General features: G+C 66.5%; 24 protein-coding genes and 1 pseudogene. 13 read left to right on the forward strand and 12 right to left on the reverse strand.

The window, feature by feature from the left end; all coding sequences use genetic code 11:
• Positions 1 to 56 precede the first annotated feature (56 nt).
• The 6 genes from ACSSNI_RS21395 to ACSSNI_RS21420 all read left to right on the forward strand — a co-directional run bounded on the left by ACSSNI_RS21395 (position 57) and on the right by ACSSNI_RS21420 (position 4,430).
• Complete coding sequence (locus tag ACSSNI_RS21395) at positions 57 to 770, forward strand: DUF2786 domain-containing protein (RefSeq protein ID WP_448260215.1); 714 nt, start codon at positions 57 to 59, stop codon at positions 768 to 770.
• A gap of 1 nt (position 771) precedes the next feature.
• Positions 772 to 1,269: a hypothetical protein gene (locus tag ACSSNI_RS21400; protein ID WP_448260217.1), complete on the forward strand. Its 498-nt coding sequence runs from the start codon at positions 772 to 774 to the stop codon at positions 1,267 to 1,269.
• A gap of 326 nt (positions 1,270 to 1,595) precedes the next feature.
• A complete protein-coding gene (locus tag ACSSNI_RS21405) occupies positions 1,596 to 2,225 on the forward strand; it encodes a hypothetical protein (protein WP_044316129.1) in 630 nt (209 codons plus the stop codon).
• 66 nt (positions 2,226 to 2,291) lie between these two features.
• On the forward strand, positions 2,292 to 2,504 hold the full coding sequence (locus ACSSNI_RS21410; protein ID WP_019406848.1) for an exodeoxyribonuclease VII small subunit: 213 nt from the start codon (positions 2,292 to 2,294) through the stop codon (positions 2,502 to 2,504).
• The gene (gene xseA / locus ACSSNI_RS21415) at positions 2,497 to 3,903 is read left to right on the forward strand and encodes an exodeoxyribonuclease VII large subunit (RefSeq protein ID WP_448260237.1); all 1,407 of its coding nucleotides are present in this window, start codon (positions 2,497 to 2,499) and stop codon (positions 3,901 to 3,903) included. Before ACSSNI_RS21410 ends, xseA begins: the two co-directional genes overlap by 8 nt.
• Entirely contained in the window at positions 3,900 to 4,430 is a 531-nt protein-coding gene (locus ACSSNI_RS21420; protein WP_448260219.1) for a hypothetical protein, read from the forward strand. The genes xseA and ACSSNI_RS21420 overlap by 4 nt, the downstream gene beginning before the upstream one ends.
• Positions 4,431 to 4,473: 43 nt before the next feature.
• On the opposite strand, the gene ACSSNI_RS21425 is transcribed toward ACSSNI_RS21420, so the two are convergent.
• On the reverse strand, positions 4,474 to 4,836 hold the full coding sequence (locus ACSSNI_RS21425) for a hypothetical protein (protein WP_448260221.1): 363 nt from the start codon (positions 4,834 to 4,836) through the stop codon (positions 4,474 to 4,476).
• 304 nt (positions 4,837 to 5,140) lie between these two features.
• Between ACSSNI_RS21425 and ACSSNI_RS21430 the strand changes: the two genes are divergently transcribed.
• Entirely contained in the window at positions 5,141 to 5,479 is a 339-nt protein-coding gene (locus ACSSNI_RS21430) for a hypothetical protein (RefSeq protein WP_448260222.1), read from the forward strand.
• Between the two features lie 389 nt (positions 5,480 to 5,868).
• Here ACSSNI_RS21430 and ACSSNI_RS21435 read toward each other — a convergent pair.
• A pseudogene (locus ACSSNI_RS21435) lies at positions 5,869 to 6,462 on the reverse strand (sodium:solute symporter family transporter); the annotation flags it as partial.
• Complete coding sequence (locus ACSSNI_RS21440) at positions 6,459 to 6,785, reverse strand: DUF485 domain-containing protein (protein ID WP_023123338.1); 327 nt, start codon at positions 6,783 to 6,785, stop codon at positions 6,459 to 6,461. The pseudogene ACSSNI_RS21435 and the gene ACSSNI_RS21440, both read right to left, overlap by 4 nt.
• 294 nt (positions 6,786 to 7,079) lie before the next feature.
• On the opposite strand from ACSSNI_RS21440, the gene ACSSNI_RS21445 reads away from it, so the two are divergent.
• Complete coding sequence (locus ACSSNI_RS21445; RefSeq protein WP_031654918.1) at positions 7,080 to 8,030, forward strand: LysR family transcriptional regulator; 951 nt, start codon at positions 7,080 to 7,082, stop codon at positions 8,028 to 8,030.
• Here ACSSNI_RS21445 and pqqF read toward each other — a convergent pair.
• The 8 genes from pqqF to ACSSNI_RS21485 form a co-directional block, all read right to left on the reverse strand.
• Positions 8,027 to 10,387, reverse strand: coding sequence for a pyrroloquinoline quinone biosynthesis protein PqqF (pqqF, locus tag ACSSNI_RS21450; protein WP_124086851.1), 2,361 nt, complete (start codon positions 10,385 to 10,387; stop codon positions 8,027 to 8,029). The genes ACSSNI_RS21445 and pqqF overlap by 4 nt on opposite strands.
• The gene (pqqE, locus tag ACSSNI_RS21455) at positions 10,388 to 11,539 is read right to left on the reverse strand and encodes a pyrroloquinoline quinone biosynthesis protein PqqE (protein WP_126870474.1); all 1,152 of its coding nucleotides are present in this window, start codon (positions 11,537 to 11,539) and stop codon (positions 10,388 to 10,390) included.
• Positions 11,511 to 11,789, reverse strand: a complete 279-nt coding sequence (gene pqqD / locus ACSSNI_RS21460; protein ID WP_047712918.1) for a pyrroloquinoline quinone biosynthesis peptide chaperone PqqD — start codon at positions 11,787 to 11,789, stop codon at positions 11,511 to 11,513. The genes pqqE and pqqD overlap by 29 nt, the downstream gene beginning before the upstream one ends.
• Positions 11,786 to 12,538 (reverse strand): pyrroloquinoline-quinone synthase PqqC, encoded by a 753-nt coding sequence (pqqC, locus tag ACSSNI_RS21465; protein WP_124086853.1) that lies wholly within the window; start codon positions 12,536 to 12,538, stop codon positions 11,786 to 11,788. The genes pqqD and pqqC overlap by 4 nt, the downstream gene beginning before the upstream one ends.
• Before the next feature lie 29 nt (positions 12,539 to 12,567).
• Positions 12,568 to 13,482 carry a pyrroloquinoline quinone biosynthesis protein PqqB gene (pqqB, locus tag ACSSNI_RS21470; RefSeq protein ID WP_448260226.1) on the reverse strand — a complete coding sequence of 305 codons (915 nt, stop codon included), beginning with the start codon at positions 13,480 to 13,482 and terminating at the stop codon, positions 12,568 to 12,570.
• Positions 13,483 to 13,560: 78 nt separating this feature from the next.
• A complete protein-coding gene (gene pqqA / locus ACSSNI_RS21475) occupies positions 13,561 to 13,632 on the reverse strand; it encodes a pyrroloquinoline quinone precursor peptide PqqA (RefSeq protein ID WP_003239771.1) in 72 nt (23 codons plus the stop codon).
• A gap of 61 nt (positions 13,633 to 13,693) precedes the next feature.
• Positions 13,694 to 15,781, reverse strand: coding sequence for a PQQ-dependent dehydrogenase, methanol/ethanol family (locus ACSSNI_RS21480; RefSeq protein ID WP_448260229.1), 2,088 nt, complete (start codon positions 15,779 to 15,781; stop codon positions 13,694 to 13,696).
• 48 nt (positions 15,782 to 15,829) lie between these two features.
• Positions 15,830 to 16,738 carry a transporter gene (locus tag ACSSNI_RS21485; protein ID WP_124084237.1) on the reverse strand — a complete coding sequence of 303 codons (909 nt, stop codon included), beginning with the start codon at positions 16,736 to 16,738 and terminating at the stop codon, positions 15,830 to 15,832.
• 252 nt (positions 16,739 to 16,990) lie between these two features.
• Here ACSSNI_RS21485 and ACSSNI_RS21490 point away from each other — a divergent pair, with 252 nt between their 5' ends.
• Entirely contained in the window at positions 16,991 to 18,895 is a 1,905-nt protein-coding gene (locus ACSSNI_RS21490; RefSeq protein ID WP_448260231.1) for a sigma-54-dependent Fis family transcriptional regulator, read from the forward strand.
• Positions 18,896 to 18,991: 96 nt separating this feature from the next.
• Here the strand turns inward: ACSSNI_RS21490 and ACSSNI_RS21495 are convergent, their stop codons facing one another.
• Positions 18,992 to 20,482, reverse strand: a complete 1,491-nt coding sequence (locus tag ACSSNI_RS21495) for an aldehyde dehydrogenase family protein (RefSeq protein WP_226033808.1) — start codon at positions 20,480 to 20,482, stop codon at positions 18,992 to 18,994.
• Positions 20,483 to 20,785: 303 nt separating this feature from the next.
• On the opposite strand from ACSSNI_RS21495, the gene ACSSNI_RS21500 reads away from it, so the two are divergent.
• The 4 genes from ACSSNI_RS21500 to ACSSNI_RS21515 all read left to right on the forward strand — a co-directional run bounded on the left by ACSSNI_RS21500 (position 20,786) and on the right by ACSSNI_RS21515 (position 25,681).
• Positions 20,786 to 22,477, forward strand: a complete 1,692-nt coding sequence (locus ACSSNI_RS21500) for an AMP-binding protein (protein WP_214361967.1) — start codon at positions 20,786 to 20,788, stop codon at positions 22,475 to 22,477.
• Positions 22,478 to 22,547: 70 nt separating this feature from the next.
• A complete protein-coding gene (locus tag ACSSNI_RS21505; protein WP_023123326.1) occupies positions 22,548 to 23,588 on the forward strand; it encodes an AraC family transcriptional regulator in 1,041 nt (346 codons plus the stop codon).
• A 69-nt stretch (positions 23,589 to 23,657) separates the two neighbouring features.
• Positions 23,658 to 24,425 carry a 3-hydroxyacyl-CoA dehydrogenase gene (locus ACSSNI_RS21510; protein ID WP_023123325.1) on the forward strand — a complete coding sequence of 256 codons (768 nt, stop codon included), beginning with the start codon at positions 23,658 to 23,660 and terminating at the stop codon, positions 24,423 to 24,425.
• Between the two features lie 68 nt (positions 24,426 to 24,493).
• Positions 24,494 to 25,681: an acetyl-CoA C-acyltransferase gene (locus ACSSNI_RS21515; protein ID WP_023123324.1), complete on the forward strand. Its 1,188-nt coding sequence runs from the start codon at positions 24,494 to 24,496 to the stop codon at positions 25,679 to 25,681.
• Positions 25,682 to 25,781 lie beyond the last annotated feature (100 nt).

Genomic DNA, 25,781 nt, shown 5'->3' on the forward strand with positions numbered 1-25,781 from the left:
CACTGATCGCGCGTACTTAGATGGCGAACATGTGTCGCGAAGCGGAGGTTGTAGAGATGTCGAGCGAACTCGATCCAGAGAAGCGCAAACGCGCCCTGGACAAGATCAAGAAGTGTTTTGCGCTGGCCAAGTCGAGCAATGCTCACGAAGCTGATGCGGCAATGCGCCAGGCGCAAAAGCTGATGGACAAGTTCAAGTTTGAGCTTGGCGATGTGCATGCATCTCGGGCAGAAGAATTCACCCTGAAAGTGGGCAAGGGCAAGAGCATGCCGGCGCGCTGGGTGCGAATGCTCGCGGCGACAGTGGCGAAGGCCTTTGGCTGCATCAATCTCTACGGCTACGGTCGATCCGGGCAGACACTGACCTTCATCGGTGATACCGGCACGGCCGAAATGGCGGCTTACGCCTACGAAGTGCTGGCTCGACAGCTGACCGATTCACGCAGGAATTATCTTTCTGGATTGCAGCTCGCGAGCCCATCGAACAAGCGCCGCGCCGGTGACCTGTACGCCGAATCGTGGATCACCTCCGTAGCACGCCGGGTAGAGGAGTTCGCCGGAGTGTCCGAGGAGGTGGAGCGGTCGATCAGTGCCTACATGAGCAAACACCACCCGGATGTTCCGGTGGGCAAGATGAAGCGCCGCAAGGTGAGCCCGCAGGAATACGGGGCCTACCAGCAGGGACTTGAGGACGGAGCCGGGGTTTCGCTGCACACCCCGATGGGACATGACCAGGTGGCCCAGATCGCACAACAGGCCAACGGAGGTTGAAATGAAAGGGCAGAGATTTGCGAACGCGCTCGTCGTGCCGCTGATACTTGCGGGCGCTTTGAGCGGATGCAGCAGGGCGACGCTGCCGGATGCATACGCTGCCGATGATGACTACCTGGATATCAGGATCGGTCACCGGCAATGGGCAGCGGCTCCCACGCCGGTACTGGCAAACATCATCGTGTGCGAAGGCCAGATCCGCTTCCACAACACCCTGCAGCCCGAGCCAGTGTGCGAGGCGAGCAGCAAGGGAGCAGGGCAGGTGAACTACGCGCCGGCTCGGTTCGTGCAGCTGACAGACTGGCTGGAACAGAACGGCTACGGCCCGGCGAGCTTCATCCACATCGACGACGATCATTCCCTCTGGGTGAGCGTGCTGAAGGGCGAGACGCGGGGCTTGGAGGGCGCCGAGTACGAAGATTTCTATGGCCACAAGCCGGGCTATGAGTTTTCGGGTACCGGCCCTCTGACATCTGGCGCGATTCGTCCCGTGCGCTGATGGCGTCTACATGAACCTCAGAAAAGTCCCGCCTTGAGCGGGATTTTTTCTGCCTGCGGTTTATCCACGGAAAGCGTGGGCAACCTTGTGGATAACCTCAGGCAGGCGAGCAGGTACCGAGGCGGCAGGGCGTGCTCAAGAAATGATCAGCCGGTTGGCTTGACTGACGACCAACGTCAGGAGATATTTTCTGCTGGCACTCCGGGTAGGTGCCGGCCGTCCACACGGGCAAAGCGGAAGCACTACCGACTTCACAGCAGACAACTACCGGCACCTTCGCAGGGTGCTCTTCAGTGGACACCGAGCAATCCCTTGGAGGTTTCCGTATGCAAATGCACACCCCCCTTCTTGACCTTGAGCGCGCCAAGAAGCTCGCCAAGCAGGCCAAGCACTCACACCCTGATCTGACCCATGCCCAGCGTCTGGACGTGACCGCACGAGAGCACTTTGCCGTGCGCCACTACCATGAGCTGCGCAAGCGTGCATCTGATGCGGTGGCTGCGCTGTGCGCAGGGTCTGGCAGTGGCACCGTCACCTGTTCGTTATGCGGACTTCAGTTCGCGCCGGATCTGGCAGAAGACCGGATCACCCACGAGAAAAGGCACCTGGCATTCGAGGAGGCGCTTGTGGCCCTTGGCCGATTGCCTGCTGCGTACAACGAGCGTGAGCAAGCCAAGCGTGACGGCCGGCAGATGATCGACGACGCAAAGTCGGCTGAGGAAGAGTTGGCCGGCGTGGAACGGCTGCTACAGGGCTGGTTTGATCGATCTCTGTCGGCAGCAATCGGCGGCGGGTACTGGAAGCGTCACCCCGCGTTCGGCGAGTACGCCGCAATGGTGCACCACCTGGTCCGGCCCCACCTGAACCTGGCCAAGGAGCTGTTCCTGGCCAAGTACGGCGACAAGCCAGGTCACATCGAGCAGGGTCAAAGCTACTGGTACCCACCGACTCGCTGATTGGCTTGGGTGTTCCGGTATTCCTGTGATAATGGGCTCGAAACTGCCCTGTCACAGGAATCCCCAATGAGCCGAGACACCTACGAAGCGAACATCGCCTTCATCGAGCAGACCGTTAAGCGCCTGGAGCGCAACGAGGTCAGCATTGACGAGCTGGAGTCACTAGCTCAGGAGTTCGCTAAGGCCCGTGCATTCTGCGCAGACCGGCTGTCGCGCATCGAGCAGGTTGTGCAGGCAACACTGGGTACCGAAGGGGAGCGGGGCATTGAGCGTGGCTGATGAGGGCGAGGGCCACCTGAGCCTGAGTGCCTACCTGACCCAGATCCAGAAGGCGTTTCGCGCTGCGATGCCCGACAGCTGCTGGGTGGTCGCCGAGCTGAGCGACTTCAAGCGTCGCCCCAATGGGCATTGCTACATGGATATCCTCGAATCGCGAGACGGTACCGAGGTGGCCAAGGCGCGGTGCACGATGTTCGCCAATGTCGCCGGCAAGGTGCTGCAGCAATGGCAAGAGGCGACCGGGGGCTTGCCGCAGGCGGGCATGAATGTGCTGCTCAAAGTCAGGGCGGATTTCTCCCCTCAGTTTGGCTTCAGCCTCATGGTGACCGGCATCGACCCGAGCTACACCCTGGGCGACATGCAGGCAAAATTGCAGAAGATAATTTCCTCTCTACGTGAGCGGGGCTGGCTGGATCTGCAGCGCGGGCTGCCGGCGCCGAGTGGGTATTGGCGCGTGGCGGTTGTCGCGCCCCACGAAGCGGCCGGGCTTGCCGACTTCAGGCGTGATGCCGAGCAGCTGGCCGGCGCCGGGGTGTGCCAGTTCGAGTATTTCGCAGCGACCTTCCAGGGGAAGGATTGCTCCGAGAGCATTCGCGATGCTCTGCGGCAGGTTCATGAGCGTCACCAGGCTCAGGGCTTCGATGCAGTCGCAATCATTCGCGGGGGCGGGGCGAAGAGCGATCTGGCCTGGCTCAACGATGCGAACCTCGCGGCGTGGGTATGCCGGCTGCCGGTGCCCGTGTTCACCGGCATCGGTCACGAGGTGGACGAATGCGTGCTCGATCTGGTTGCGCACCGGCGTTTCGACACACCGTCAAAGGTGATCGGGTTCATCAAAACGGCGCTCATGTCCGAGGCATCGGCGGCGCGGGCACGGGCAGAGCAGGCGAGCGCCTTGATTCAGCGGCTGGTGGCCGGGCAGGGGCCGTACCTGGATCGTGCATGGGGCTACTTCAGCCGGCGTGTGGTTGAGCGGCTGCATGCCGAGCACCGAAACCTGCTGGACCGTCAGTCGCGGTTTGACAGCGGCCGAGCCCGGCTCATTACCCAGCAACAGGCCGAGCAGCAGGCTGCGCAGGATCGCTTTTCACGCTTGACCCTTGGTCTGATCGCCAGTGAGCGGCAAAAGGCCCTTCTGGGCGCTTCCAGGGCCTCCGCTCAGTCGCTCGCCCTGATCGCACGGGAAAATGCGCGTTTGGCGCTGGCGGGCACCCTCTACGACAAGACCAACCCGCTCGCACTGCTGAGCCGGGGCTTTGCCCTGATCCGTTCCCCTGGTGGGGAAATCGTTACCAGTGCACAGCAGGCACGGGCAGCCGGCCGGCTGGATCTGGCCTTTGCAGATGGCCACCTGAGCGCAACAGTCACTGAATCAACCAATGGAGCACAGACGACATGAACCCTCAGACCAAGCTCTTTCTCAGTGCCGGCCTGATGCCCCTTTTGCCTATTGTCGGATTGGTGAACCTACCCGAGGTACCGCCCTACTTGCTGGAATTTTTCGTCGGCGTTGGGGTGACGGGTTTCTCGCTTGCCGGGCTGAGCGCGCTAAACGAATGGCTGACCCGCAAGGTGAAAGCCAAGCCTGTCCGCGTCGAGATCCGCCCCAACTTGCTGGCAGTCGATGGGGTAGAGCTGCACATCCCGTTCTCCGGCGACGCACATCTCTTCAAGAACCGGGAGAGCATGCAGCTGGTGGTCAACGAAGTCGTTGACCACCTGATCAACCGTCAGCGCAGTTGGATTCAACTGAGGCTATCGGCGGATGTGCTTGTCCTGCCTCAGCCACTTCTCCTGAGCGAAATCGAGGCAGACGCGCTAGCCGATCTGCTGAATGCCGAGTTCGTCGAGCCAACGGTTCGGGCGTCGCGCGGCGCGGTGTCGGCTGAGCCTGCAGACATGGCGCTCACCGGCGCCAACGGGTAGAAGCACCCCGCATGAGTCTGCAGGGTGCCAGCCAGGCGATGCCTTACTGCTCCGGCGCAGCAAGCCGCATGGCATAGGTCTTGGCCACCTCGGCGTCCACCTCGGCATTGAACGCTACCGCCATCTCGTGAAGCTCCTCGTCCGACTCACCGTGGGTGATGGGCTTCCAGCCGGCCCGCAGCGTCGCCAGCACGTTGCGGCCCTCGCTCCAGTATGAGGCTTGGAAGAATGCCGCCTTTTCGCCAGACGGCGGCAGGTAGGCGATGGCCTGCTTTTCGCCAACAGCCGTTTGGTAGGTCTTGGTGCCAAGAGCAATAGGGCCTACGTCTGTGATTTGCCAGCCGAGTGTGGAGAGGCTGGCGCGAAGCTTTGCCTGTGTGGCGAGGTACTTTTCAGAAAGAATCATGGGTGGCCTGCTTGAGAGTTTCGGTTAGGTCGCACCCATACTTCCACGCCCTCCCGAAATCCCCAGCGCAAGGCCGTGCGGCTCTATCGGCTCTCCGTCTAAACCTGCCAGATCCTTGCAACATTGGCATGCCTGCCGGTATGCCGGCCGCGATAGCCTATGCCCGTTCGAAATCCCAGAGAAAAACATCCGCTGGGAAATCCTGTCGGTCAGCTGGTGCAACGGCTGCTCCGGCGAGGGCTTGGGATTCCCCAGCCCCGTGCGAGCCTAGAGGCATCAACAGACCAAGCATGGAAGTCCGCAAATGACCGCCCGCATGAACGCCCTAGTCGCAAACGCCTACTCCATCCAGCCCTTCGCTGAATTACCGCTGCCGTACCAGCTGGCCATAGTTCAGTACCTGGCCGTCGAGTGCGGCGTATGGAATGAAGTCGCGCTTTGGCACTACAGCGAAGCCTTCCTGAAGTCTTCGCTGGCTGAGCTGCTTCCAGCATTCGTTGAAGTGCATGGCGAAGAGCTGTTTGGCACCGTTCGTCTCGGGGTTTCGCAGCTCACCGAGGCCGTAATGGAGGACGAAGAGATCTCAGACAGCCATGCGAGCTGGGAGGGGACGATAGAGAAAACGGACAAAATCGTACGCTAAGCGTGCGGCCTGTCAGGTTGAGGCCCTAGAGGTTGCAGGCGAGTCGTCAGAAAATGCTGGAATCGGCCCTATTCTGACACTGCCCAAGGTTCCGGCCTGACGCCCAGTTAGGGCATAGCCTAGATTGACATGCGCGATGCAACCCTTAACTTGCTTGCACCTATCGTTTCCATGCTAGCTTTATCGTAACGCTAAAGAAATTGGGCTTAATGCCGAATACAATAAAATAAAACAGCCAACCCTTGAGGCTCTTATGCGCCAGAATTTACCAGTGACGGGTCGAAACTTAGAACTCCCAAAAGATACCAATATTCTTTCGACTACCTCCCCTCAAAGCCATATCACGTACGTTAATCCTGACTTCATTAAAATCAGTGGTTTCACTGAGGAAGCATGCCGCCGAAAATCACGTAGACCAGCATCAGCGCGCCGACCACCACTACCGCGGTGCTGTAGTCGAGGCCGAACAGCAGTTTGATCAATTGGCCGGCGCCGACCATCTGCACCACCAGGTAGCAGCACACCACGGTCAGCGAGCCGAGCGCGGCGAAGCTGCGCACGCGGGTCTGGTCCAGCCGGTAGGAGACGATGTCGGCGAAGGTGTAGCGACCCAGGTTGCGCAGGCGCTCGGCCATGAGGAAGGTGACGATGGGCCAGCCAACGAAGAAGCCGATGATGTAGACGAAGCCGTCGTAGCCCCGGGCGAAGACCAGGCTGGACAGGCCCAGCAGGGTGGCCGCCGACATGTAGTCGCCGGCGATCGCCAGACCGTTCTGGAAGCCGCTGATACCGCCGCCGGCGCTGTAGAAATCGGCGGCCGAACGGGTGCGCCGCGCCGCCCACCAGGTGATCGCCAGGGTGGCGAGGACGAAGACGAAGAACATGCCGATGGCGTGCAGGTTGAGCGGCTGTTGCTCGGCCGTCAGGGGGGCGGCCTCGGCCAGTGGTGCACAGAGCGCGAGCAGAAGGGCTGGACGTTTCATACCTGGGACTCCTCGAGGATCTGCGCGCTGATGGCGTCGAAATGCAGGTTGGCGCTGCGCACGTACCAGGCGGTGAGCAGCCAGCACAGCAGGATCAGCGCAGCTCCCAGCGGCAGGCCCAGGCTCAGGTGGCTGCCGGCGTACAGCGGCAGGTGCAGCCAACCGGGAGCGAAGGCCACCAGCATGATGAAGCTGTAGTAGAGGGCCAGCACCAGGGCGCTCAGGGCCCAGGCGAGGCGCGCGCGGCGGCGGGCGAGGCGCTGGAACTTGGGATTGCTGCGGATCAGTGCGCAGGTCAGGGCATGGTTGGCGTGGCTGCTCATGCTGGTGCTCCGTGGTTGTTGTTGTCGGATCGCTGCAGATGTCGTCGCGTGTGGGACGCGGACGCTGGGTACGTGGGAGAGCAGTGCCCGGGCGGGTGGGGGGAGGCGGGTCGTCGTCGACGGCGCTGCCGCGGAGCGATCCGCAGCCGCCGCACACGCCGGTGATGGACCATGCGTTCATGCGCTAAGCCCTGAATTGTTGTTGGAGGGGCCGGCCCGATCTGGTCAGGCGTTGTGACAGGGAGTATATGTAGGCGTATTTACTCTATGAATTGACAAATAAGCCTGACTCATATGCAAAAAAGCACAGCTATGGAGCGAATCAACTGGGACGACCTGCGCTTTTTCCTCGAGGTGGCGCGCAGTCGCACCGCCAGCGCGGCTTCGCGTCGGCTGGGAGTGGACTACACCACGGTGTCGCGGCGCATCCGCGGCCTGGAACAGAGCCTGGGCGCGCTGCTGTTCGAGAAGTCACGCAGCGCCGGCTTCGTCCTGACCAGCGAGGGGCAGCGCCTGCTGGGGCACGTGGAGAGTCTGGAGGGCACGCTGCAGGTCGCCTGCGAACAGGTCTCCGGCAGCACCGGCGGGCTCGCCGGGCATCTGCGCATCGGTTGCACCGAGGCCTTCGGCTCCTGCTTCGTCACGGCGCAGATGAGCCATTTTCTCGACCACTACCCGAACATCTCGGTGGACATCCTGCCGGTGCCGCACTTCATCAGCCTGTCGCGGCGCGAGGCGGACATCGCCATCACCCTGGAACGCCCGGAACGCGGCCCCTATGTCTGCTCGCGGCTGTGCGACTACCGCCTGCGCCTGTACGCCACGCCCGGCTACCTGGCCAACCACGCGCCGATCCGCAGCCGCGACGACCTGGCCGGGCATGCCTTCGTCACCTACGTCGAGGATCTGGCGTTCAGCTTCAAGCTGCTGTACCTCAACGACCTGCTGCCCGGTGCGCACAGCCGCCTGCGCAGCACCAGCGTGGTCGCTCAGTACCACGCGGCCCTGGAGGGCCGCGCGCTGGCGATACTGCCGTGTTTTCTCGCCGGCCCCGATCCGCGCCTGCAGGCGGTACTGCCGGACGAAGTCGAGGTGATGCGGCAGTTCTGGATGTACTACAGCGAGGATCTGCGCAAGCTCAAGCGAGTCACCCTGGTGGCCGAGTACCTGCGTGCCTGCGCCGAACTCAATCGCGACCTGCTGCTGGGCGAGTCGACGCAGATGGTCTACCTGCCGAGTCTCTAGGCCGACGGGCGCCAGCGCGAATCGGCAGGCGCGCCGGTGGCCAGGCAGAAGCAGCCGGCGGCGGGCGAGCCCAGCGCCAGCAGGGCCCGATCCAGGGCCTCCGAATCGAGCGCGGCCACCGCCTCGCGCAGCCGCTGCAGTTGTCCAGCGTCGTCCCCAAGTTGCCAGAGCAGGGTCGCGGCCTCGCCCGGGGCTAGTTTTGCGGGGGCGAGACGGGCCAGCAGCAGTTCGCGCTGGCGCGCCAGGTCGAGACCTGCCAGTGGTACGCGCTGGGCGTCGATAAAGGCCTGCACATGACCGAGCAGCGTGTGGGCGTCGGCGTATGGCGATTGCACGGCGAACAACAGGCCATCCAGCCCGGCCAGGCGCCGATGACCGGCGAACACGCCGTAGCCCAGCCCCAGTCGCTGACGCCAGTGGTGATGGAAGGGCGCCTGCAGCCACTGGCCGAGCAGGCGCGCGGCCGCCTGTTCGGCGGCACTACCCTGGCCGCTCGGAACGAACAGCAGCAGCGCCTGTTCGCCGGCCATCGGCTCGACCTCCAGCCACAGCCGCTGCTCCAGTCGCGGGCGCTGCGACGGCCAGCGCCCGGCTTGCCCCGGCGCCGCGTTCCACAGCGCACAGACCGCGTGCCACTGCGCGTCGTCCAGGCCCAGGGCCAGGCCGTCGCGGCGGCAATCGCTCAACCTCACCGGGTCGCCAGGCGGATGCAGCTGGCGCGTCAGCTCGCTTTCCAGGCGTTGCCACAGGCGGCGCAGGAACATCGCCGCGGATGGCGAGGGCGTCGGCGCCGGCTGGGGAAGCGGGGCATTGTCCAGGGCGTCCAGGCTGGCGCGCAGCAGGTCCGGCAGCAGCGGCGCGGGTCCGCTCAGGCGCAACTCACACAGCTCGCCGCCGGAACTCAGACCCAGCTCCAAGCCGGCGCGCCGGGTCGTCGTGGCGAGCGCTTGCACGGCGCCCTGCAGCAGGCCGCCGGGCGGCGAGCAGCCCGGCGCTGCCTGCCAGCGGAGCAACAGCGCGCCATGGCCATGGCCGCCGGGCAGGTGCTCGCGGCGCAGGCCGGCGGCCTCGGGCGAGGCCGTCGCGCGGTTCGGGCCGCGCTGCTGCAGCCAGGGATTGGCCGGCGGCAGCTGCCAGTGCGGCGGGGCGGACGCGGACGGCGCCAGCGCACCGCACCGGCCAACCAGACGCAGCAGGTTGCCGGGATGCAGCTGGGGCAGGATCTCGCGCAGCACGGCCTCATCCAGTGATGGCGTCTCGCCGGCCTGCAGCCAGTGGCGCAGCAGGCCCAGCGGTTCCACCGCACAGGCCTGGCGCGCCAGCCAGCGCCGATGTTCGGTACTCAGCGCGCCCCAGTCCTGGCGGGCGAAGAACGCCAGCCAGTCGAACAGCAGCTCGAGCACCGCGGTTTCGCCGTCCGCGGCGATGCTGCCCAGGTCGAGTTGCAGCAGTGCCTGATCCTGGTGGTGGTAGGCCAGGCTCGCCTGTACCGGACCGCCCAGGCCGCGTTCGGCCAGGCTGGCGGCCCAGCCGCCGGGGGCGTCGTGCTGCAGTTGCTGGCAGAGCCACTGCAGCGCCGGCGCGGCGCCGTCCGGCAGTTGCTGCAGGGTAAACAGCAGGCACAGACCGGGGCGCGCCATCGCCACGCGGCTGTGGCGCGGCGGCAGCAGGGCCGGCGGCGGCGGGCGCGGCGTGGGCGTAGCGGCACGCAGGCGATTGCCCTCGCGTTCGGCGAGCTCGCGCAATTGCTCCGGCGGCTGCGGGCCGAGCAGCACCAGGCGGGCCTGGCCGGCGTGGTAGAAATCCCGGTGGAAGCGGCGCAGGGCCTGCTGAAACCCCTCTTGCTGCAGCGCCAGGCTGGCGCGCTCGCCGGCGTGGCAGCGCGCCAGCGGGTGCCGCGCCGGCACGGCCTCGGCCAGGGCCCGGCTGGCGGCGCTCAGGTCGTCGCGCGACCAGGCCAGGTATTCGGCGTGCAGCACCTCGCGCTCGGCGTGCTGCTGGCGCAGATCCAGGGTCGGCGCGGCGAGCATGTCGCACAACCGCGCCAGGCCGGCGTCGACGGCGGCCGTCGGCAGCTCGAAGAAATAGTCGGTGTGGCGTTCGCGGGTGCTGGCGTTGGCCTGGCCGCCGTGCTCCATCGTCAGGGGCAGCAGGCCGTCCTGCGCAGCGAAGTGGCGGCTGCCGAGAAACACCAGGTGTTCGAGGAAATGCGCCAGTCCCGGGTACTGCGGCGGTTCGTCGTGGCTGCCGGCGCCGATGCGCAGGGCGGCGGCGCCGCGGTTCAGCCAGGGCGCATGCAGCTGGGTCAGATGCAGGCCGTTGCCCAGACGCAGGTGCTGCACGCGGGGGCTGGGCATTCAGCGAACCCGGGCGATCAGGCGCGAGGTGGCGGCGTTGCGGAAGGTCAGCTCGGCGATGGCTTGCCCGGCCTGCTCGGCCTCCGCGCGGGCGGCGAGGATCACGCCGTGATGGGGCGACTTGCTGCACACCGGGTCGGCATTGCTGGCGTCGCCGGTGAGCAGGAAGGCCTGACAGCGACAGCCGCCGAAGTCCTTGTGCTTCTCGTCGCAGTTGCGGCAGGGCTCGGCCATCCAGTCATCGCCACGGAAGCGATTGAAGCCGAAGGATTCGCGCCAAATGTAATCCAGACTGTGTTCGCGCACATTGGGAAATTGCACCGGCAGCTGCCGCGCGCTATGGCAAGGCAGCGCCGTACCATCCGGGGTGATGTCGAGGAACAGATTGCCCCAGCCGTTCATGCAGGCCTTGGGGCGCTCCTCGTAATAATCCGGGGTGACGAAGATCAGCTTGCACGGGTGGTTCTCGACCGCGAGCCTGTCACGCCATTGATTGGTAATGCGTTCGGCGCGTTCCAGCTGCGCACGGGTCGGCAGCAGCCCAGCGCGGTTGAGCTCCGCCCAGCCATAGAACTGACAGGTGGCGAGCTCGACGAAGTCTGCCTCCAGCTCAAGGCACAGCCTGATGATGCGCTCGATATTGTCGATATTGTGCCGGTGGGTGACGAAGTTGAGCACCATCGGATAGCCGTGGGCCTTGACCGCACGGGCCATCGCCAGCTTCTGGGCGAAGGCCTTCTGCGAGCCGGCCAAGAGGTTGTTCACCTCCTCGTCGGCGGCCTGGAAACTGATCTGGATATGATCCAAGCCCGCCGCGGCGAACTCGGCGATGCGAGCCTCGGTCAGGCCGATGCCGGAGGTTATCAGGTTGGTGTAGTAGCCCAGGCCACGTGCCGCCGCGATCAGCTCGGCCAGGTCCTGGCGCACCAGCGGCTCGCCACCGGAAAAGCCCAGTTGCACCGCGCCCAGCGCGCGGGCCTGGCGAAACACCTCGATCCACTCGGCGGTGGAGAGCTCGGCGCCCTGCTGGGCGAAGTCCAGCGGGTTGGAGCAGTAGGGGCACTGCAGCGGGCAGCGGTAGGTCAGTTCGGCCAGCAGCCAGAGCGGCGGGCCGAGTGGGGTGTCAGGCGAGTTGCAGCCAGAACTTGTCACGGGCCACCTCCATAAACTGTTGCACATCGTCGCCCAGTTCCGCGACGCCGGGATAGCGCGCCTCCAGCTCGGCGACGATGTCCGCGACGCTGCGCCGGCCGTCGATCAGGCTGGCGATGGCACCGGCGCTGTCGTTGAGCCTGACCATGCCCTCCGGGTAGAGCAGCACATGGGCCTGCTGCGCGGGCTCCCATTGCAGGCGGTAGCCGGGGCGCAGGCGCGGCACCAGGCGACGGTCGAAGCCGCTCACAGGGTGATTCCCCGATGCCAGACACGCTCGGCCGTCACCGTGTGGTACGGCGGGCGCTGCAGCTCGTAGGCCATGCTCATGGCGTCGAGCATGCTCCACAGCACGTCGAGCTTGAACTGCAGGATATTTAGCATGCGCTCTTGCGCCTCGCGGGTGCGGTAGTGCTCCAGGGTGATGCGCAGGCCATGCTCGACGTCGCGCCGCGCCTGGCTCAGACGATTGCGGAAGTAGTCGTAGCCGGCCGCGTCGATCCAGGGATAGTGCTGCGGCCAGGCGTCCAGGCGCGACTGGTGGATGGTCGGGGCGAACAGCTCGGTCAGCGAGCTGCTGGCCGCTTCCTGCCAACTGGCTCGGCGGGCGAAGTTGACGTAGGCGTCGACGGCGAAGCGCACACCGGGCAATACCAGCTCCTGCGACAGCACCTGCTCGCGCTCCAGGCCAACCGACTCGGCCAGGCGCAGCCAGGCTTCGATGCCGCCTTCCTCGCCTGGAGCCCCATCGTGGTCGAGGATGCGCTGAATCCACTCGCGGCGGGTTTCCCGGTCCGGGCAGTTGGCCATGATCGCGGCGTCCTTGAGCGGAATATTGACCTGATAGTAGAAGCGGTTGGCCACCCAGCCCTGGATCTGCTCGCGGCTGGCCCGGCCTTCGTACATGACCCGGTGGTAGGGATGGTGAATGTGGTACAGCGCGCCCTTGGCGCGCAGCGCCTGCTCGAATTCGGCAGGGCTCATGGCAGGCTGGCTCATCGGCTCTCCGGATTTTTGTTATCGGCCCGTTACAGGTGGATGCTCATCCCATCGAACGCGACCTCGATGCCGCGGGCGTCCAGTTCGGCACGCTCGGGCGAGTCCAGGTCGAGAATCGGGTTGGTGTTGTTGATATGGATCAGGATCTTGCGCGCCGCCGGCAGGCCATCGAGCACCTCGAGCATGCCGCCTGGGCCGCTCTGCGGCAGATGGCCCAGCTCGCTGCCGAGCTTGTCGCCCACCTCGCACCGGCGCATCTCGTCGTCGCGCCACAGCGTGCCATCGACCAGCAGGCAGTCGGCGCGGCGCATCCAGCCCAGCAGTTGCTCGTCCACCTGGCCCAGGCCGGGGGCGTAGAACAAGGTCCCGCCCGTGCGCAGGTCCTCGATGAACAGGCCGATGTTGTCGCCCGGGTGCGGATTGCCCCGATGCGGCGAATACGGCGGCGCGCTGCTGCGCAGGGCGATGGCGGTGAGGCGCAGCCCCGGGCAGGCGGGGATACTGAACGGCTTGGCATCCAGCTCGATCAGCCGGTGCTGCAGGCCGCCGTTCCAGTGGCTGAGCATGTTGAACAGCGGAAAGCCGGTGGTCAGGTCCTGATGGACCATCTCGGTGCACCAGACTTGGTGCGGGCAGCCTTCGCGCAGGGTCAGCAGGCCGGTGCAGTGGTCGATCTGGCTGTCGAGCAGGACGATGCCGGCGATGGCCGTGTCGCGCAGCTTGCGCGCCGGCTGCAGCGCCGGGAAGGCTTCGAGCTGGGCGCGGATGTCCGGCGAGGCGTTGCACAGGATCCACTCGCCGCCGTCATCGGAAAGGGCGATGGACGACTGGGTACGCGGCTGCGCCCGCAGGGTACCGGCGCGCACGCCGCGGCAGTTGCGGCAGTTGCAGTTCCACTGGGGGAAACCGCCGCCGGCGGCGGAACCGAGAATCTGGATTTGCATCTGGGCCTCGCGCGGCAAAAATCAGGCCCCGGCAGGCCGGGGCGGGAAACGCGGCGCGCCAGGCACGCCGCGGCAGGCTCAACGGTTGGCGAAGTACAGGGTCACTTCGAAGCCGATGCGCAGGTCGGTGTAGCTAGGTTTGGTCCACATGCTGCTGTTCCTCCGGTGCTTGGGGTGGTGTCCACGGGCGGGCCGAGCCCGCTCATGGGGGTCAGGGTCTGGCGGCTTGCTGCGCCTTGAGATGGTCCTCGTACTCGCGGCTCATCACATAGGCCTTGATCTGTTCCACCTCGGCCACGCTCAGCGAGTTCTTGAAGGATGGCATGCCCAGCGGACGGAGGATGCCGTCCCGGACGATCTGCTGGAAGTTGTCGCGGCGCCATTGATCCGTATGGCGCAGGTCGGGGATCAGGCCGCCGCTGACGGCGCCGACGCCGTGACATATCGAGCAGTAGTTGCCGTACAGCAGCTTGCCGGCGTCCAGGTCCGCGGCGCTCGCCTGGACCGCTTGCGGCGTGCGCTGCACGGCGATCGTGGTCGCCTGCGGCAGCGGTGGCAGGCTGCTCTGGCCGCCGAGCTTGAACACCAGCAGGCGGCTGAGGTTGCGCACTCCGGGCGCCAGTGCCGCGTCGCCGCCGATCAGCGGCGCCGCGCCGCCCCAGCCGGCCATAACCGCCACGTACTGCTCGCCGTCCAGGCTGAAGCTGATGGGGGCGGCGACTATGCCGGTCTGCGCGGCGAAGCTCCACAGGCGCTGCCCCTTGTCCGCCGAATAGGCGTGCAGCTGGCCGTCGGCGGTGCCCTGGAACACCAGGTTGCCGGCGGTGCTCAGGGTGCCGCCATTCCAGTAGAAGCTATGCGGCACGCGCCAGGCCTCGCGCTGGCGTACCGGGTCCCAGGCCAGCAGGGCACCGCTCACCGCATCGCGAGGTATCTCGTGGGTGTCGCTGAAGCCGGTACCGGTGTTCAAGCCGTCGATCTTCTTGAACGTGGCCCCTTCGTTGCGATAGACGCCTGGGATTTCCTGGTAGGGGATGTACATCAGCCCGGTCTGCGGGTTGAACGACATGGAGTGCCAGTTGTGCGCGCCGAACGAGCTCGGCCACATCACCACCTGCTCCTGCTCGTAGCGCGAGCCGGGCACCTCCACCGGGCGGCCGGTGGCCAGATCGACCTTCTCGGCCCAGGTCACCTTGCCGAATTTTTCCGCCGAGAGCAGTTCGCCGGTGGCGCGATCAAGCACATAGAAGAAGCCGTTCTTCGGCGCCTGCATCAGCACCTTGCGCGGCTTGCCGTCCAGCTCCAGGGTGGCCAGAGTGATCTGCTGGGTGGCGGTGAAGTCCCAAGCCTCGCCCGGCGTGGTCTGGTAATGCCAGAGCAGTTTGCCATTGTCCGGACGCAGGGCCAGGATCGACGACAGGTACAGGTTGTCGCCGCCGCCGGGGCTGCGGATCTCGCGGTTCCACGGCGAGCCGTTGCCGGTGCCGATGTACAGCAGGTCCAGCTCCGGGTCGTAGGCCATGCTGTCCCATACGGTACCGCCGCCGCCGAGTTTCCAGTACTGGTCGCCCTTCCAGGTCTTGGCCGCTGCCGCCAGTTCGGGGTGCTCGTAGGGCTGGGCCGGGTCGCCCGGCACCGTGTAGAAGCGCCAGGCCATCTTGCCGGTCTCGGCATCGTAGGCGGAGAAGAAGCCGCGCACGCCGTACTCGGCGCCGCCGTTGCCGATGATCACCTTGCCCTTCACCACACGCGGCGCGCCGGTGATGCTGTAGGGCTTGGCCGGGTCGGTGGTCTGCTCGCTCCAGACCTCGCGGCCGGTCTTGGCGTCCAGGGCGATCAGGCGACCGTCCAGTGCGCCGACGTAGACCTTGCCGTTCCACAGGGCGACGCCGCGGTTGACCGCGTCGCAGCAGGTGTAGCGGGAGTGGCCGCGATCCACCTGGGGATCGAACTGCCACAGGCGCTTGCCGCTGCGCAGGTCCACGGCCATCACCCGGCTCCAGGACAGCGAGGCGTAGAGCACGCCGTCGGACACCAGCGGGGTGGCCTCCAGGCCACGGTTGTTTTCCAGATCCAAGTACCAGGCCAGGCCCAGCTTGCCGACGTTGCCGGCGTCGATCTGCTTGAGCGGGCTGAAGCGCTGCTCGGCGTAGGTGCGGCCATGGCTGAGCCATTCGCTGCCGTCTTGCTCGCTGGCACGGATGGCGGCCTCGTCGACCTTGGCGGCCTGGGCGCCGGCGGCGACCAGCAGCGCGGTCAGTAGGCAGACGAGACGGCGTGATTGGGTGAGGTTAGGCATCACGCGAAACTCCTGTTGTTGTTGGAATGGGAAGGCAGGCGGCGGTGCTTAGAAGATGTGCAGCAGGCGCAGGTTGACCCGTCCCTGCTCCTTGAAGCCGTTGTCCACCGAGATGTCGCGGCCGAAGTTGACCATCAGCTGGTCGCTCGGGGTGACGAACCAGCTAGCCCCGACGCTGAACTTGCTGGTGTTCGGTTTGTCGTCCATGTCCAGGCCGTCCACCTCGGTCTCGCCGCCCCACAGGCGCGAGACGCCGGCACGCAGGTCGAAGCGCTCGTTGACGTGGTAGCGCAGGAACGCCTGGGCCTGGAACAGCGGCTTCTGCTTGAGAGTCTGGCTGGCGGGGCCGAAGTCGTCGTTCTTGCCGAAGAAGGTCACGTCGCCCACCAGGTCGAGGCTGAACTTGTCGCCCAGGCCCTCGATGTAGCCGGCCTGCAGCGCACCCTTCCAGCGGTTCTCGCCGAGGTTGATGGCGCGGTCGTTGTCGTAGCTGCCGGTGGGCAGCCAGAGGTGGGGGCTGATGCCGAAGTAGCGGCGTTGCTCCGGCTGGTTCACCAGCCATACGGTGGCGGCCAGCATCAGGTCGCCGGTGCCACTGTCGCTGCCCAGGGCCGACAGGTCGTCCTTGGCGCGCATGTTGCCGAAGGGCAGGAGGAACTGCGGGTCGACGATGTAGCCGCCCAGCTCCATGAAGTGCACGCCGCGCAGGATGCCGATATCCGAATCCAGGCCGGCGTCCAGCGGCAGCTTGTCGCCGTTGGCGTAGAGGCGGTTGCGTTCGGCGTGCTGGTAGTAGAGCAAGCCCACGTTGGTGCCGGCAGGCATTGCGGTGTAATCGCCGGCGTCTACGTCGAGCGCCGAGGCACCGGCGCAAAAGCTGCTCAGCAGGCCGAACAGCGAAGCATGCAGCCACTGCCGGGCCGGTTTGGGCCGAGCCGCATCTATGCTCATTTTCATGACATCACCTTTATTGTTTTTGTTTAAGATCGTAGTCGTACCGGTTTTTCCCGGACGCTGTGAAGTCATTGAGCAGAGTCTGTGCCAGTTTTCTATTTCGCAAATTGGACTAATTGAATCAATGGCTTATATAACAACAAGAGTCGTCGAACAGAGTGCGGGCGCCGTCTCGTTGTATCGCTGTCTCGATCTGAGACAGTGGCTCGGGCCGGGCTGGCGCAGTTCGAGACACCCGGCCGTGAGACGCATGCCATGCACAGATCCAGCGACCCTTCCGCAACGCCCACCTCGGGCAAGCATCTGGTCGATTCCCAGGTAGTCGCCCGCTCCTGGCAGCGCTCGCAGCACTACGGCCTGTGCCAGCGCGACAAGCTGCTGTTCGAGGCGCCATTGGTGGCCAGTGGCAAGCAGATCGCCGAGCGCTACCGTCTGCTGCTGGACTGCGCGATGCCCGAGATGCAGCAGTTGCACGCGGCGCTGGCGCCGCAGGATTGGGTATTGGCCTGCATCGATCTGGAAGGCGTGGTGCTCAGCAGTCTGAGCGGGCGCGGCGCCGGCACCCGTGAGCTGAGCCAGGTGTGTCGCATCGGCGCGCAGCTTTCCGAGCAGAACGTCGGCACCACGGCACCGGGCTGCGCCCTGGCCGAGCGCGAGTCGGTGTTCTTCGTCGGCGAGGAGCACTATCTGGAGGAGGCCCGCCAGTTCTCCTGCCTGGCCACGCCGATCTTCGGCCTCGACGGCGGCATAGTCGGGGTGCTGGACGCCAGCAGCCGGCAGGGCGCGCCCTCGGTCTATACCCTGGAGTCGCTGGTGTTCGCTGCCCGCGCCATCGAGAACCGCCTGTTCGCCCAGCTTGGCGAGGTGCTGCTGGTACATTTGCACCATCGCCTGGACATTCTCGGCACGCCGCTGGAGGGTCTGTTGGCCTTCGACCCGGCGGGCAAGCTGCGTTGCGCCAACCGCATCGCCGGCCAGTTGCTGCATCTGGGCGAGGTGCGCGCCGGCCTGGACTTCGCCGAGCTGTTCGACATGCCCTTCGCCCACGCCGCCTGTTTTCGCCGTCACGACCTCAGTGCGCCGCTGCGCCTGCGCAGCCACCACGGCGGCGAACTGCACGCCTGCATCACTCAGGGCCCGCCTCAGCGAACGGCGCCGATACTGGCCGAGGCACCGCGCCCGCGGCGCAGCGCCGAGCCACTGCCGACACCGCACAGCGGCCCCTGCCTGCAGGACCCGGCGCTGCAGGATGCCCTGGCACGGGCGCGCAAGGCCTTCGCCCGCGACATCCCGGTGTTGATCAACGGCGAGACGGGCACCGGCAAGGAGGTCTTCGCCCGCTTGCTGCACGAGGGCAGTGCGCGGGCCGGCGAAGCCTTCGTGGCGATCAACTGCTCGTCGATTCCGGCCAGCCTGATCGAGTCGGAGCTATTCGGCCATGTCGAAGGCGCCTTCACCGGCAGCCGCAAGGGCGGCGCCATCGGCAAGATCGAGCAGGCGCACAAGGGCACGCTGTTTCTCGACGAGATCGGCGACATGCCGCTGGAGCTGCAGGGCCGTCTCTTGCGCGTGCTGCAGGAGCGCAGCCTGAGCCGCCTGGGCAGCAACCAGCTGATCAAGGTGGACTGCGCGCTGATCTGCGCCACCCACCGTGACCTGCAGCAGCTCAGCGCCGAGCAGGGCTTTCGCGAGGACCTCTACTACCGCATCAACGGCCTGCGCGTGAGCCTGCCGGCACTGCGCGAGCGGCGCGACCTGGCGGCGCTGATCCAGCACCTGCTGCGCGCCGAGACCGACGCACAGCAGCCTCTCCAGCTGAGCCCAGCGGCGCTGCAGGCGCTGCTGGACTATCACTGGCCGGGCAATATCCGCCAGCTCTACCAGTGCCTGCGCCTGGCTGCGGCGCTGGCCGAGGACGACGGCGAGATCGGCGTGCAGCACCTGCCGGACGAGGTGCGCGCCGGCCGCGGCGAACAGGCCGCGGCGGTGGCGAACGAAGGGCTGACGGCGGAGGCGGGGAGTACGCTGCAGCGTGCCGAGGCGCGGGCCATTCGCGCCGCGGTGGAGGCCGCCGGCGGCAACCTCTCGGCCGCCGCGCGCAGCCTGGGCATCGCCCGCGCGACGCTGTATCGCAAGCTCAAGGGTATGGAACAGGGGTAGCAGGCCGCTCGCCTGCGTGGTGTCTGGCACGCCACCGGCGCGCCCGGAATAAAAAAGGGCAGAGGGCCGCTCGGGACAGCCCCCCACCCGTAAAACTCACAGCTTGATCATCACCGTCTTCAGTTCGGTGTAGTGCTCGATGGCGGCGGCGCCCATCTCGCGGCCGATGCCGGAGAGCTTGTGGCCGCCGAACGGCAGGGCCGGGTCGAGGGCGCTGTGGCAGTTGACCCACACAGAGCCGGAGCGGATGCGCGGAATCATCCGGTGCACCGCGCCGAGGTCGTTGGACCAGATGCTGGCGCCCAGGCCATAGGGGTTGTCGTTGGCCAGGCGCACCACCTCGTCGATATCGTCGAAGGGCATGGCCACCAGCACCGGGCCGAAGATTTCCTCCTGGACCAGGCGGTGGCGCTGGTCGACGTCCACCAGCACCGTCGGCTGAACGAAGTAGCCGGGGCCGAAGCCTTCGCCGCCGCAGGCAACGGTGGCGCCCAGTTCGCGGCCCAGGTTGATGTAGCCGGTGACCCGATCCTGCTGCTTGGCGGAGATCAGCGGGCCCATCTGCACGCTGGGGTCGAGGCCGTTGCCCAGCTTCATGCCGTTGGCGATGGCGGCGATGTCGGCCACCACGTTGTCGAAGTGCTTGCGCTGCACGTACAGGCGCGAGCCGGCGCAGCACACCTGGCCCTGGTTGAAGAAGATGGCGCTGGCGGCGCCGGCGGCGGCCTGCTGCAGGTCGGCATCAGCCAGCACGATGGTCGGCGATTTGCCGCCCAGTTCCAGGGTCACGCGGGTCATGTTGTCCATGGCCGCCTTGCCGATCTGCTTGCCCACCTCGGTGGAGCCGGTGAAGGTCAGCTTGTCCACTCCGGGGTGGCTGGACAGCGCCGCGCCGGCGTTCAGGCCGGTGCCGGTGACCACGTTGAACACCCCGGCCGGGTAGCCGGCTTCCTGAACCAGTTCGGCGAGCTTCAGTGCGCTCAGCGGGGTTTCGTCGGCCGGTTTGAGCACCAGGGTGCAACCGCTCGCCAGTGCCGGACCGAGCTTCCAGCAGGCCAGCAGCAGCGGGAAGTTCCAGGCCACGATGGCGCCCACCACGCCCACCGCCTCGCGGCGGATATAGGCGTGGAAATCCTCGTTCGGCATCAACGGCAGGGAGGGTTCCACCGTGCTGCCTTCGATCTTGGTGGCCCAGCCGGCCATGTAGCGCAGGGAGTCGATGCACAGCTGTACGTCCATGGCGCGGGCGACCTGGGCGCTTTTGCCGTTGTTCAGGCATTCCAGCTCGGCCAGCACGTCGGCGTCGCGCTCGATCAGTTCGGCCAGGCGCCACAGCAGGTTCTGCCGCTCGCGCGGGCGGGTGCGGCTCCAGGCGGAGTCGTAGAAGGCGCGGCGGGCAGCCTGCACTGCCTGATCCACGTCCACGGCGCTGGCCGAGGGTACGCTGGCCAGCGGCTCGCCGGTGGCCGGGTTGCGCACCTGCAGGCTATTGCCGTTGGCGGCATCCAGCCACTGGGCGCCGATCAGCATGCGTTGCGGTCTGGCAAGGAAATCGAGGGTTTTGCGGTGTAGCGGTAGGGTTTCCATGGACGAAGCCTCTTGTTGTGGTTTTGTGTCGGGGCTTAAGCAACGCCTGTGCCAGTGCCGGCAAGGCCGTGCCAGATTGCGTCTGCGGGCTTCCGCTGGCGGTCGCGGGGCTGGCCAGGCTGTATCGAAGACATACAGCTGTCGCAAAACGAGACAGCTGCACCGCTCCGATTGAAACCGCGCAGCGGTAGCAGGCGCTGGGAACAGACGGCTTGCGTCTCCTTGGCATGCTTCCTGTTGGGAGTGCCGGCGATCTCCGCGCTCGCGGATTCCCCATAACAAGCACAACAAATGGGTACCGACATGACTCAGCTCAGCTACACCCGCGGCCCGCAGGACAACCCCCTGCTGGCCATGACCATAGGCGAAGCCTTCGACGCTACGGTGCGCCTGCACGCACGCAGAGAGGCGCTAGTAGTGCGCCATCAGAGTCTTCGTTACAGCTGGGGCGAACTAGCCGAGGTAGTCGAGGGCTGCGCCCGCGGCCTGCTCGCCCTCGGCCTGCTGCCGGGCGATCGGGTCGGCATCTGGGCACCGAACTGCGCCGAGTGGTGCATCGCTCAGTTCGCCATGGCGAAGGTCGGCGCGATCCTGGTCAACATCAATCCGGCCTACCGTCTTAGCGAGCTGGAGTACGTACTGAAGCAGTCCGGCTGCCGCTGGCTGATTTGTGCCGAGCAGTTCAAGAGTTCCGACTACCACGCCATGCTCGCCGAGCTGATCCCGGAGTTGGCCGATAGCCCGCCCGGTGGGCTGCATGCCACGCGGCTTGCCGACCTGCGCGGAGTGATCAGCCTGGGGCGCACGCCGACCGCCGGGATGCTCGGCTGGGCCAAGCTGCTTGGCCTGGCCGGGCAGATCTCGCGCGACGTGCTGCGTCGCCGCCAGGCCCAGTTGCAGTTCGACGACCCGATCAACATCCAGTACACCTCGGGTACCACCGGCTTTCCCAAGGGCGCGACGCTGAGCCACTACAACATCCTCAACAACGGCTACATGGTCGGCGAGAGTCTGGGGCTGAGCGAACAGGACCGCATGGTGATCCCGGTGCCGCTGTACCACTGTTTCGGCATGGTGATGGGCAATCTCGGTTGCATGACCCACGGCAGCACCATGATCTATCCCGGCCCGGCCTTCGAGCCGCTGAGCACCCTGCAGGCGGTGGCCGAGGAGCGCGCCACGGTGCTGTATGGCGTGCCCACCATGTTCATCGCCGAGCTGGATCACCCGCGCCGCGCCGAATTCGATCTGTCCAGCCTGCGCACAGGAATCATGGCCGGTGCCACCTGCCCGATCGAGGTGATGAAGCGGGTGATCGAGCAGATGCATATGGCCGAGGTGCAGATCGCCTATGGCATGACCGAGACCAGCCCGGTGTCGACCCAGAGCGCCGCCGACGATCCGCTGGAGCTGCGCGTGGCCAGTGTCGGTCGCACCCAACCGCACCTGGAGACCAAGCTGGTCGACGAACAGGGCAACGTGGTGCCGCGCGGGCAGATCGGTGAACTCTGCACCCGCGGCTACAGCGTGATGCTGGGCTACTGGAACAACCAGGAGGCGACCCAGGAGAGCATCGACGAGGCCAAGTGGATGCACAGCGGCGATCTGGCGGTGATGGACGAGGCGGGCTACCTGAAGATTGTCGGGCGCAGCAAGGACATGATCATCCGCGGCGGCGAGAACATCTATCCGCGCGAGATCGAGGAGTTCCTCTTCACCCACCCGGCGGTGGCCGACGTGCAGGTGATCGGCATTCCCGACAGCAAGTACGGCGAGGAAGTGGCCGCCTGGGTCAAGCTGCACCCGGATCAGGCACTCACCGCCGAGGCGCTCGCCGAGTACTGCAAGGGGCGCATCGCGCACTTCAAGGTGCCGCGCCACTTCCGCTTCGTCGAGGAGTTCCCCATGACAGTAACCGGCAAGGTGCAGAAGTTTCGCATGCGCGAACTGATGCAGGCTGAGCTGGCACCGCCGCTGCGCCTGGTCGGCCGCTGAGCGGCTGGCCTCGCGTCGGCGGCGCAGGCAAACTGGGCCGCGTTGCAGGACGGGGCTGACGCGGGGCGGCATGGCAGTGGAGAAGGGCACCATCTCGGTACAACTGGTCGGCGAGGCGTTGCTCGAGGCGCGCCGCCGCGGGCTCGACGTGGCGGCGCTGCTGGAGCGCGTCGGCCTGCCTGCACAGGCGCTGGAGCGCCCCTACGGGCGTGTGCCTTCGGCGCTCTACGGCCAGCTCTGGCGCGCTCTGGCGGCGAGCATGGACGACGAGTTCTTCGGCATGAACGCCCGGCGCATGAAGGCCGGCAGCTTCTCCTTCATGGCTGCCATCGCCCTGCGCGAGCCCACCCTGGGCGCGGCGCTGGAACGGGTGCTGGCCTTCTGCGGCCTGGTCTTCGACGGCCTCAGCCCGCGCCTGGTGCAGCAGGGCAGCCTGGCCGAAATCGCCCTGGACGAGCCGGACGGTCAGCACAGTCGGGCCTTCGCCTACTTCACCCTGTGGCTGATGGTGCATGGCCTGCTGTGCTGGCTGGCCGGCCGGCGCCTGCCGATCCTCGGCATCGACCTGCGCTGTCCCGCGCCGGGCTATCTCGAAGACTACCGGGTGATGTTCTGCGACAACCTGCGCTTCGAGCGCCCCTCCAGCCGCCTGCTGTTCAACGCCGACTGCTTGGCGCAGCCGGTGCGCCGCAGCGAGCGCGAACTGAAGCGCTTTCTGGCCGGCGCACCAGCCAATATCCTGGTGCGCTACCGCGACCCGCAAAGCCTGGGGGCGCGTATTCGTGCCTATCTGCGCTCGCTGAGCGCCGCACGCTGGCCCGACTTCGAGGCGCTCAGCAGCCACTTCTACATGGCGCCCTCGACCCTGCGCCGCAAGTTGGCCCAGGAGGGCCAGTCGTACCAGGGGCTCAAGGATCAGGTGCGGCGCGAACTGGCTATCACCCGCCTGGATGCCGGCGAGGGCGATTTCGTCGAGCTGGCCGGCGTGCTCGGTTTCGCCGATATCAGCGCCTTCTACAAGGCGTTCAAGAAGTGGACCGGCTCTACGCCGGGGCAGTACCGCGCGTTGATGCACCCGACGCCCGATTGTCCAAAGCGCTCAGATCGATAGACGACTTTCGCCATTGTCGACGGCGGCGCTCGGCGCGAGCATGGTTCTGACTCGTTGCTGGAGCGTGCTATGCGTATCGAAGATTCCGTATTTATGATCACCGGTGGCGGCTCTGGCCTGGGCCTGGCCGCTGCCCGTCAGCTGCTGGGCCAGGGCGGCAAGGTGCTGCTGCTGGATATCAATGCCGAAGCGGGGCAGCGCGCTGCCGCAGAGCTGGGCGAGGGCGCCCGCTTCGTGCAGGCCGACATCACCCGCGAGGAGGATGGCCGTGTGGCCGTGGCGCAGGCACTGGAGGCCTTTGGCGCCGTGCACGGGCTGGTCAACTGCGCCGGTATCGCACCGGCCGAGAAGATACTGGGGCGCAGTGGCGTGCATGGCCTGGACAGCTTCCGCCGCACCGTCGAGGTCAACCTGATCGGCAGTTTCAACCTGCTACGCCTGGCCGCCGAGGCCATGGCGCAGAACCCGCCGAATGCCGAGGGCGAGCGCGGGGTGATCGTCAATACCGCTTCGGTGGCGGCCTTCGACGGGCAGATCGGTCAGGCCGCCTATGCCGCCTCCAAGGGCGGGGTGGCCGCCATGACCCTGCCGGCGGCGCGCGAGCTGGCGCGCTCGGGCATCCGCGTGATGTGCATCGCCCCGGGCATCTTCGAGACGCCGATGATGGCCGGCATGCCGCAGGAGGTGCGCGACTCGCTGGCCGCCGGCGTGCCGTTCCCGCCGCGCCTGGGCCGCCCCGAGGAATACGCCGCGCTGGTGCGCCACATCGTCGAGAACCCCATGCTCAACGGCGAGGTGATCCGCCTCGATGGCGCGCTGCGTATGGCGGCGAAGTAACCGACACATGACCCGGATTGCGGCTTGACCGCAACCCATGGCACCCCAACGACTTTCAGGAGACAACCATGTCTGCAACCGATCCGGTCGTGATCGTCAGCGCCGCCCGTACCCCCATGGGCGGTTTTCTCGGTGACCTGGCCGGCCTGTCCGCCGCCGAACTGGGCGCCGCCGCCATTCGCGCCACCCTGGAGCGCGCCGGCCTCGCGGCCGAGGCGGTGGATACCGTGCTGATGGGCTGCGTGCTGCAGGCCGGCCAGGGGCAGGCCCCGGCGCGCCAGGCAGCGCTCGGCGCGGGCCTGAGCCAGGCGGCGCAGTGCACCACGTTAAACAAGATGTGCGGCTCGGGCATGCAGGCGCTGATGCTCGGCCACGACCAGCTGCTGGCCGGCAGCGCCGAGGTGTTGGTGGCCGGCGGCATGGAGAGCATGTCCAACGCGCCTTACCTGCTACCGCGCGCCCGCGCTGGCTATCGCATGGGCCACGGCCAGGTGCTCGACCATATGTTCCTCGACGGCCTGGAAGACGCCTACGAGCGCGGCCGGCTGATGGGTACCTTCGCCGAGGACTGCGCGCAGAGCTACGGTTTCACCCGCCAGGAGCAGGACGCCTACGCCTTGGAGTCGCTGCGCCGGGCGCAGCAGGCGATGGAGGCCGGCCATTTTGCCGACGAGATCGTCGCGGTCGAGGCTCCGGCCGGGCGCGAGCGGCGCCTGATCGCCGCCGACGAGCAGCCGCCCAAGGCCAGGCCGGAGAAAATCCCCACGCTCAAGCCGGCGTTCCGCGACGGCGGCACGGTGACCGCGGCCAACTCCAGCTCGATCTCCGACGGCGCCGCGGCCCTGCTGCTGATGCGCCAGTCCGAGGCTGAGCGGCGCGGCCTGAGCCCGCTGGCGCGCATCGTCGCCCATGCCGGCCACGCCCAGGCGCCGAACCTGTTCACCAGCGCGCCGGTCACCGCGATCCAGCGTGTGCTGGCGCGCAGCGGCTGGAGCCTGGACGAGGTGGACCTGTTCGAGATCAACGAGGCCTTTGCCGTGGTGCCCATGGTCGCCATGCGCGATCTGGACATCCCCCACGCCAGGCTCAACGTGCACGGCGGCGCTTGCGCCCTCGGCCACCCGATCGGCGCGTCCGGCGCGCGCATTCTGGTGACCCTGCTCGCGGCGCTGCAGCAGCGCGGCTACAAGCGCGGCGTGGCCGCGGTGTGCATCGGCGGCGGTGAGGCCACGGCGGTAGCCATCGAGCTGTATTGATGGCTGTAGGGTGTCACGGGGCCACCTAGCAGCCTGTCGGACTTGAATTCATAAATGGACAGAGCGCGACAAAGACAAAGCGAATTGCCCACTATTTGAG

Source organism: Stutzerimonas tianxiuensis, assembly GCF_053470365.1.

Bases quoted from the DNA above. Each gene is read 5' to 3' on its own strand.
- ACSSNI_RS21505 (WP_023123326.1), top strand. From the start codon at position 22,548: ATGGCAGTGGAGAAGGGCACCATCTCGGTACAACTGGTCGGCGAGGCG.
- ACSSNI_RS21510 (WP_023123325.1), top strand. From the start codon at position 23,658: ATGCGTATCGAAGATTCCGTATTTATGATCACCGGTGGCGGCTCTGGC.
- ACSSNI_RS21400 (WP_448260217.1), top strand. From the start codon at position 772: ATGAAAGGGCAGAGATTTGCGAACGCGCTCGTCGTGCCGCTGATACTT.
- ACSSNI_RS21420 (WP_448260219.1), top strand. From the start codon at position 3,900: ATGAACCCTCAGACCAAGCTCTTTCTCAGTGCCGGCCTGATGCCCCTT.
- pqqB (WP_448260226.1), bottom strand. From the start codon at position 13,482: ATGCAAATCCAGATTCTCGGTTCCGCCGCCGGCGGCGGTTTCCCCCAG.
- ACSSNI_RS21490 (WP_448260231.1), top strand. From the start codon at position 16,991: ATGCACAGATCCAGCGACCCTTCCGCAACGCCCACCTCGGGCAAGCAT.
- ACSSNI_RS21440 (WP_023123338.1), bottom strand. From the start codon at position 6,785: ATGAGCAGCCACGCCAACCATGCCCTGACCTGCGCACTGATCCGCAGC.
- ACSSNI_RS21410 (WP_019406848.1), top strand. From the start codon at position 2,292: ATGAGCCGAGACACCTACGAAGCGAACATCGCCTTCATCGAGCAGACC.
- ACSSNI_RS21495 (WP_226033808.1), bottom strand. From the start codon at position 20,482: ATGGAAACCCTACCGCTACACCGCAAAACCCTCGATTTCCTTGCCAGA.
- ACSSNI_RS21425 (WP_448260221.1), bottom strand. From the start codon at position 4,836: ATGATTCTTTCTGAAAAGTACCTCGCCACACAGGCAAAGCTTCGCGCC.
- ACSSNI_RS21500 (WP_214361967.1), top strand. From the start codon at position 20,786: ATGACTCAGCTCAGCTACACCCGCGGCCCGCAGGACAACCCCCTGCTG.
- ACSSNI_RS21485 (WP_124084237.1), bottom strand. From the start codon at position 16,738: ATGAAAATGAGCATAGATGCGGCTCGGCCCAAACCGGCCCGGCAGTGG.
- ACSSNI_RS21405 (WP_044316129.1), top strand. From the start codon at position 1,596: ATGCAAATGCACACCCCCCTTCTTGACCTTGAGCGCGCCAAGAAGCTC.
- ACSSNI_RS21480 (WP_448260229.1), bottom strand. From the start codon at position 15,781: ATGCCTAACCTCACCCAATCACGCCGTCTCGTCTGCCTACTGACCGCG.
- pqqC (WP_124086853.1), bottom strand. From the start codon at position 12,538: ATGAGCCAGCCTGCCATGAGCCCTGCCGAATTCGAGCAGGCGCTGCGC.
- ACSSNI_RS21430 (WP_448260222.1), top strand. From the start codon at position 5,141: ATGACCGCCCGCATGAACGCCCTAGTCGCAAACGCCTACTCCATCCAG.
- ACSSNI_RS21445 (WP_031654918.1), top strand. From the start codon at position 7,080: ATGCAAAAAAGCACAGCTATGGAGCGAATCAACTGGGACGACCTGCGC.
- pqqF (WP_124086851.1), bottom strand. From the start codon at position 10,387: ATGCCCAGCCCCCGCGTGCAGCACCTGCGTCTGGGCAACGGCCTGCAT.
- ACSSNI_RS21515 (WP_023123324.1), top strand. From the start codon at position 24,494: ATGTCTGCAACCGATCCGGTCGTGATCGTCAGCGCCGCCCGTACCCCC.
- ACSSNI_RS21395 (WP_448260215.1), top strand. From the start codon at position 57: ATGTCGAGCGAACTCGATCCAGAGAAGCGCAAACGCGCCCTGGACAAG.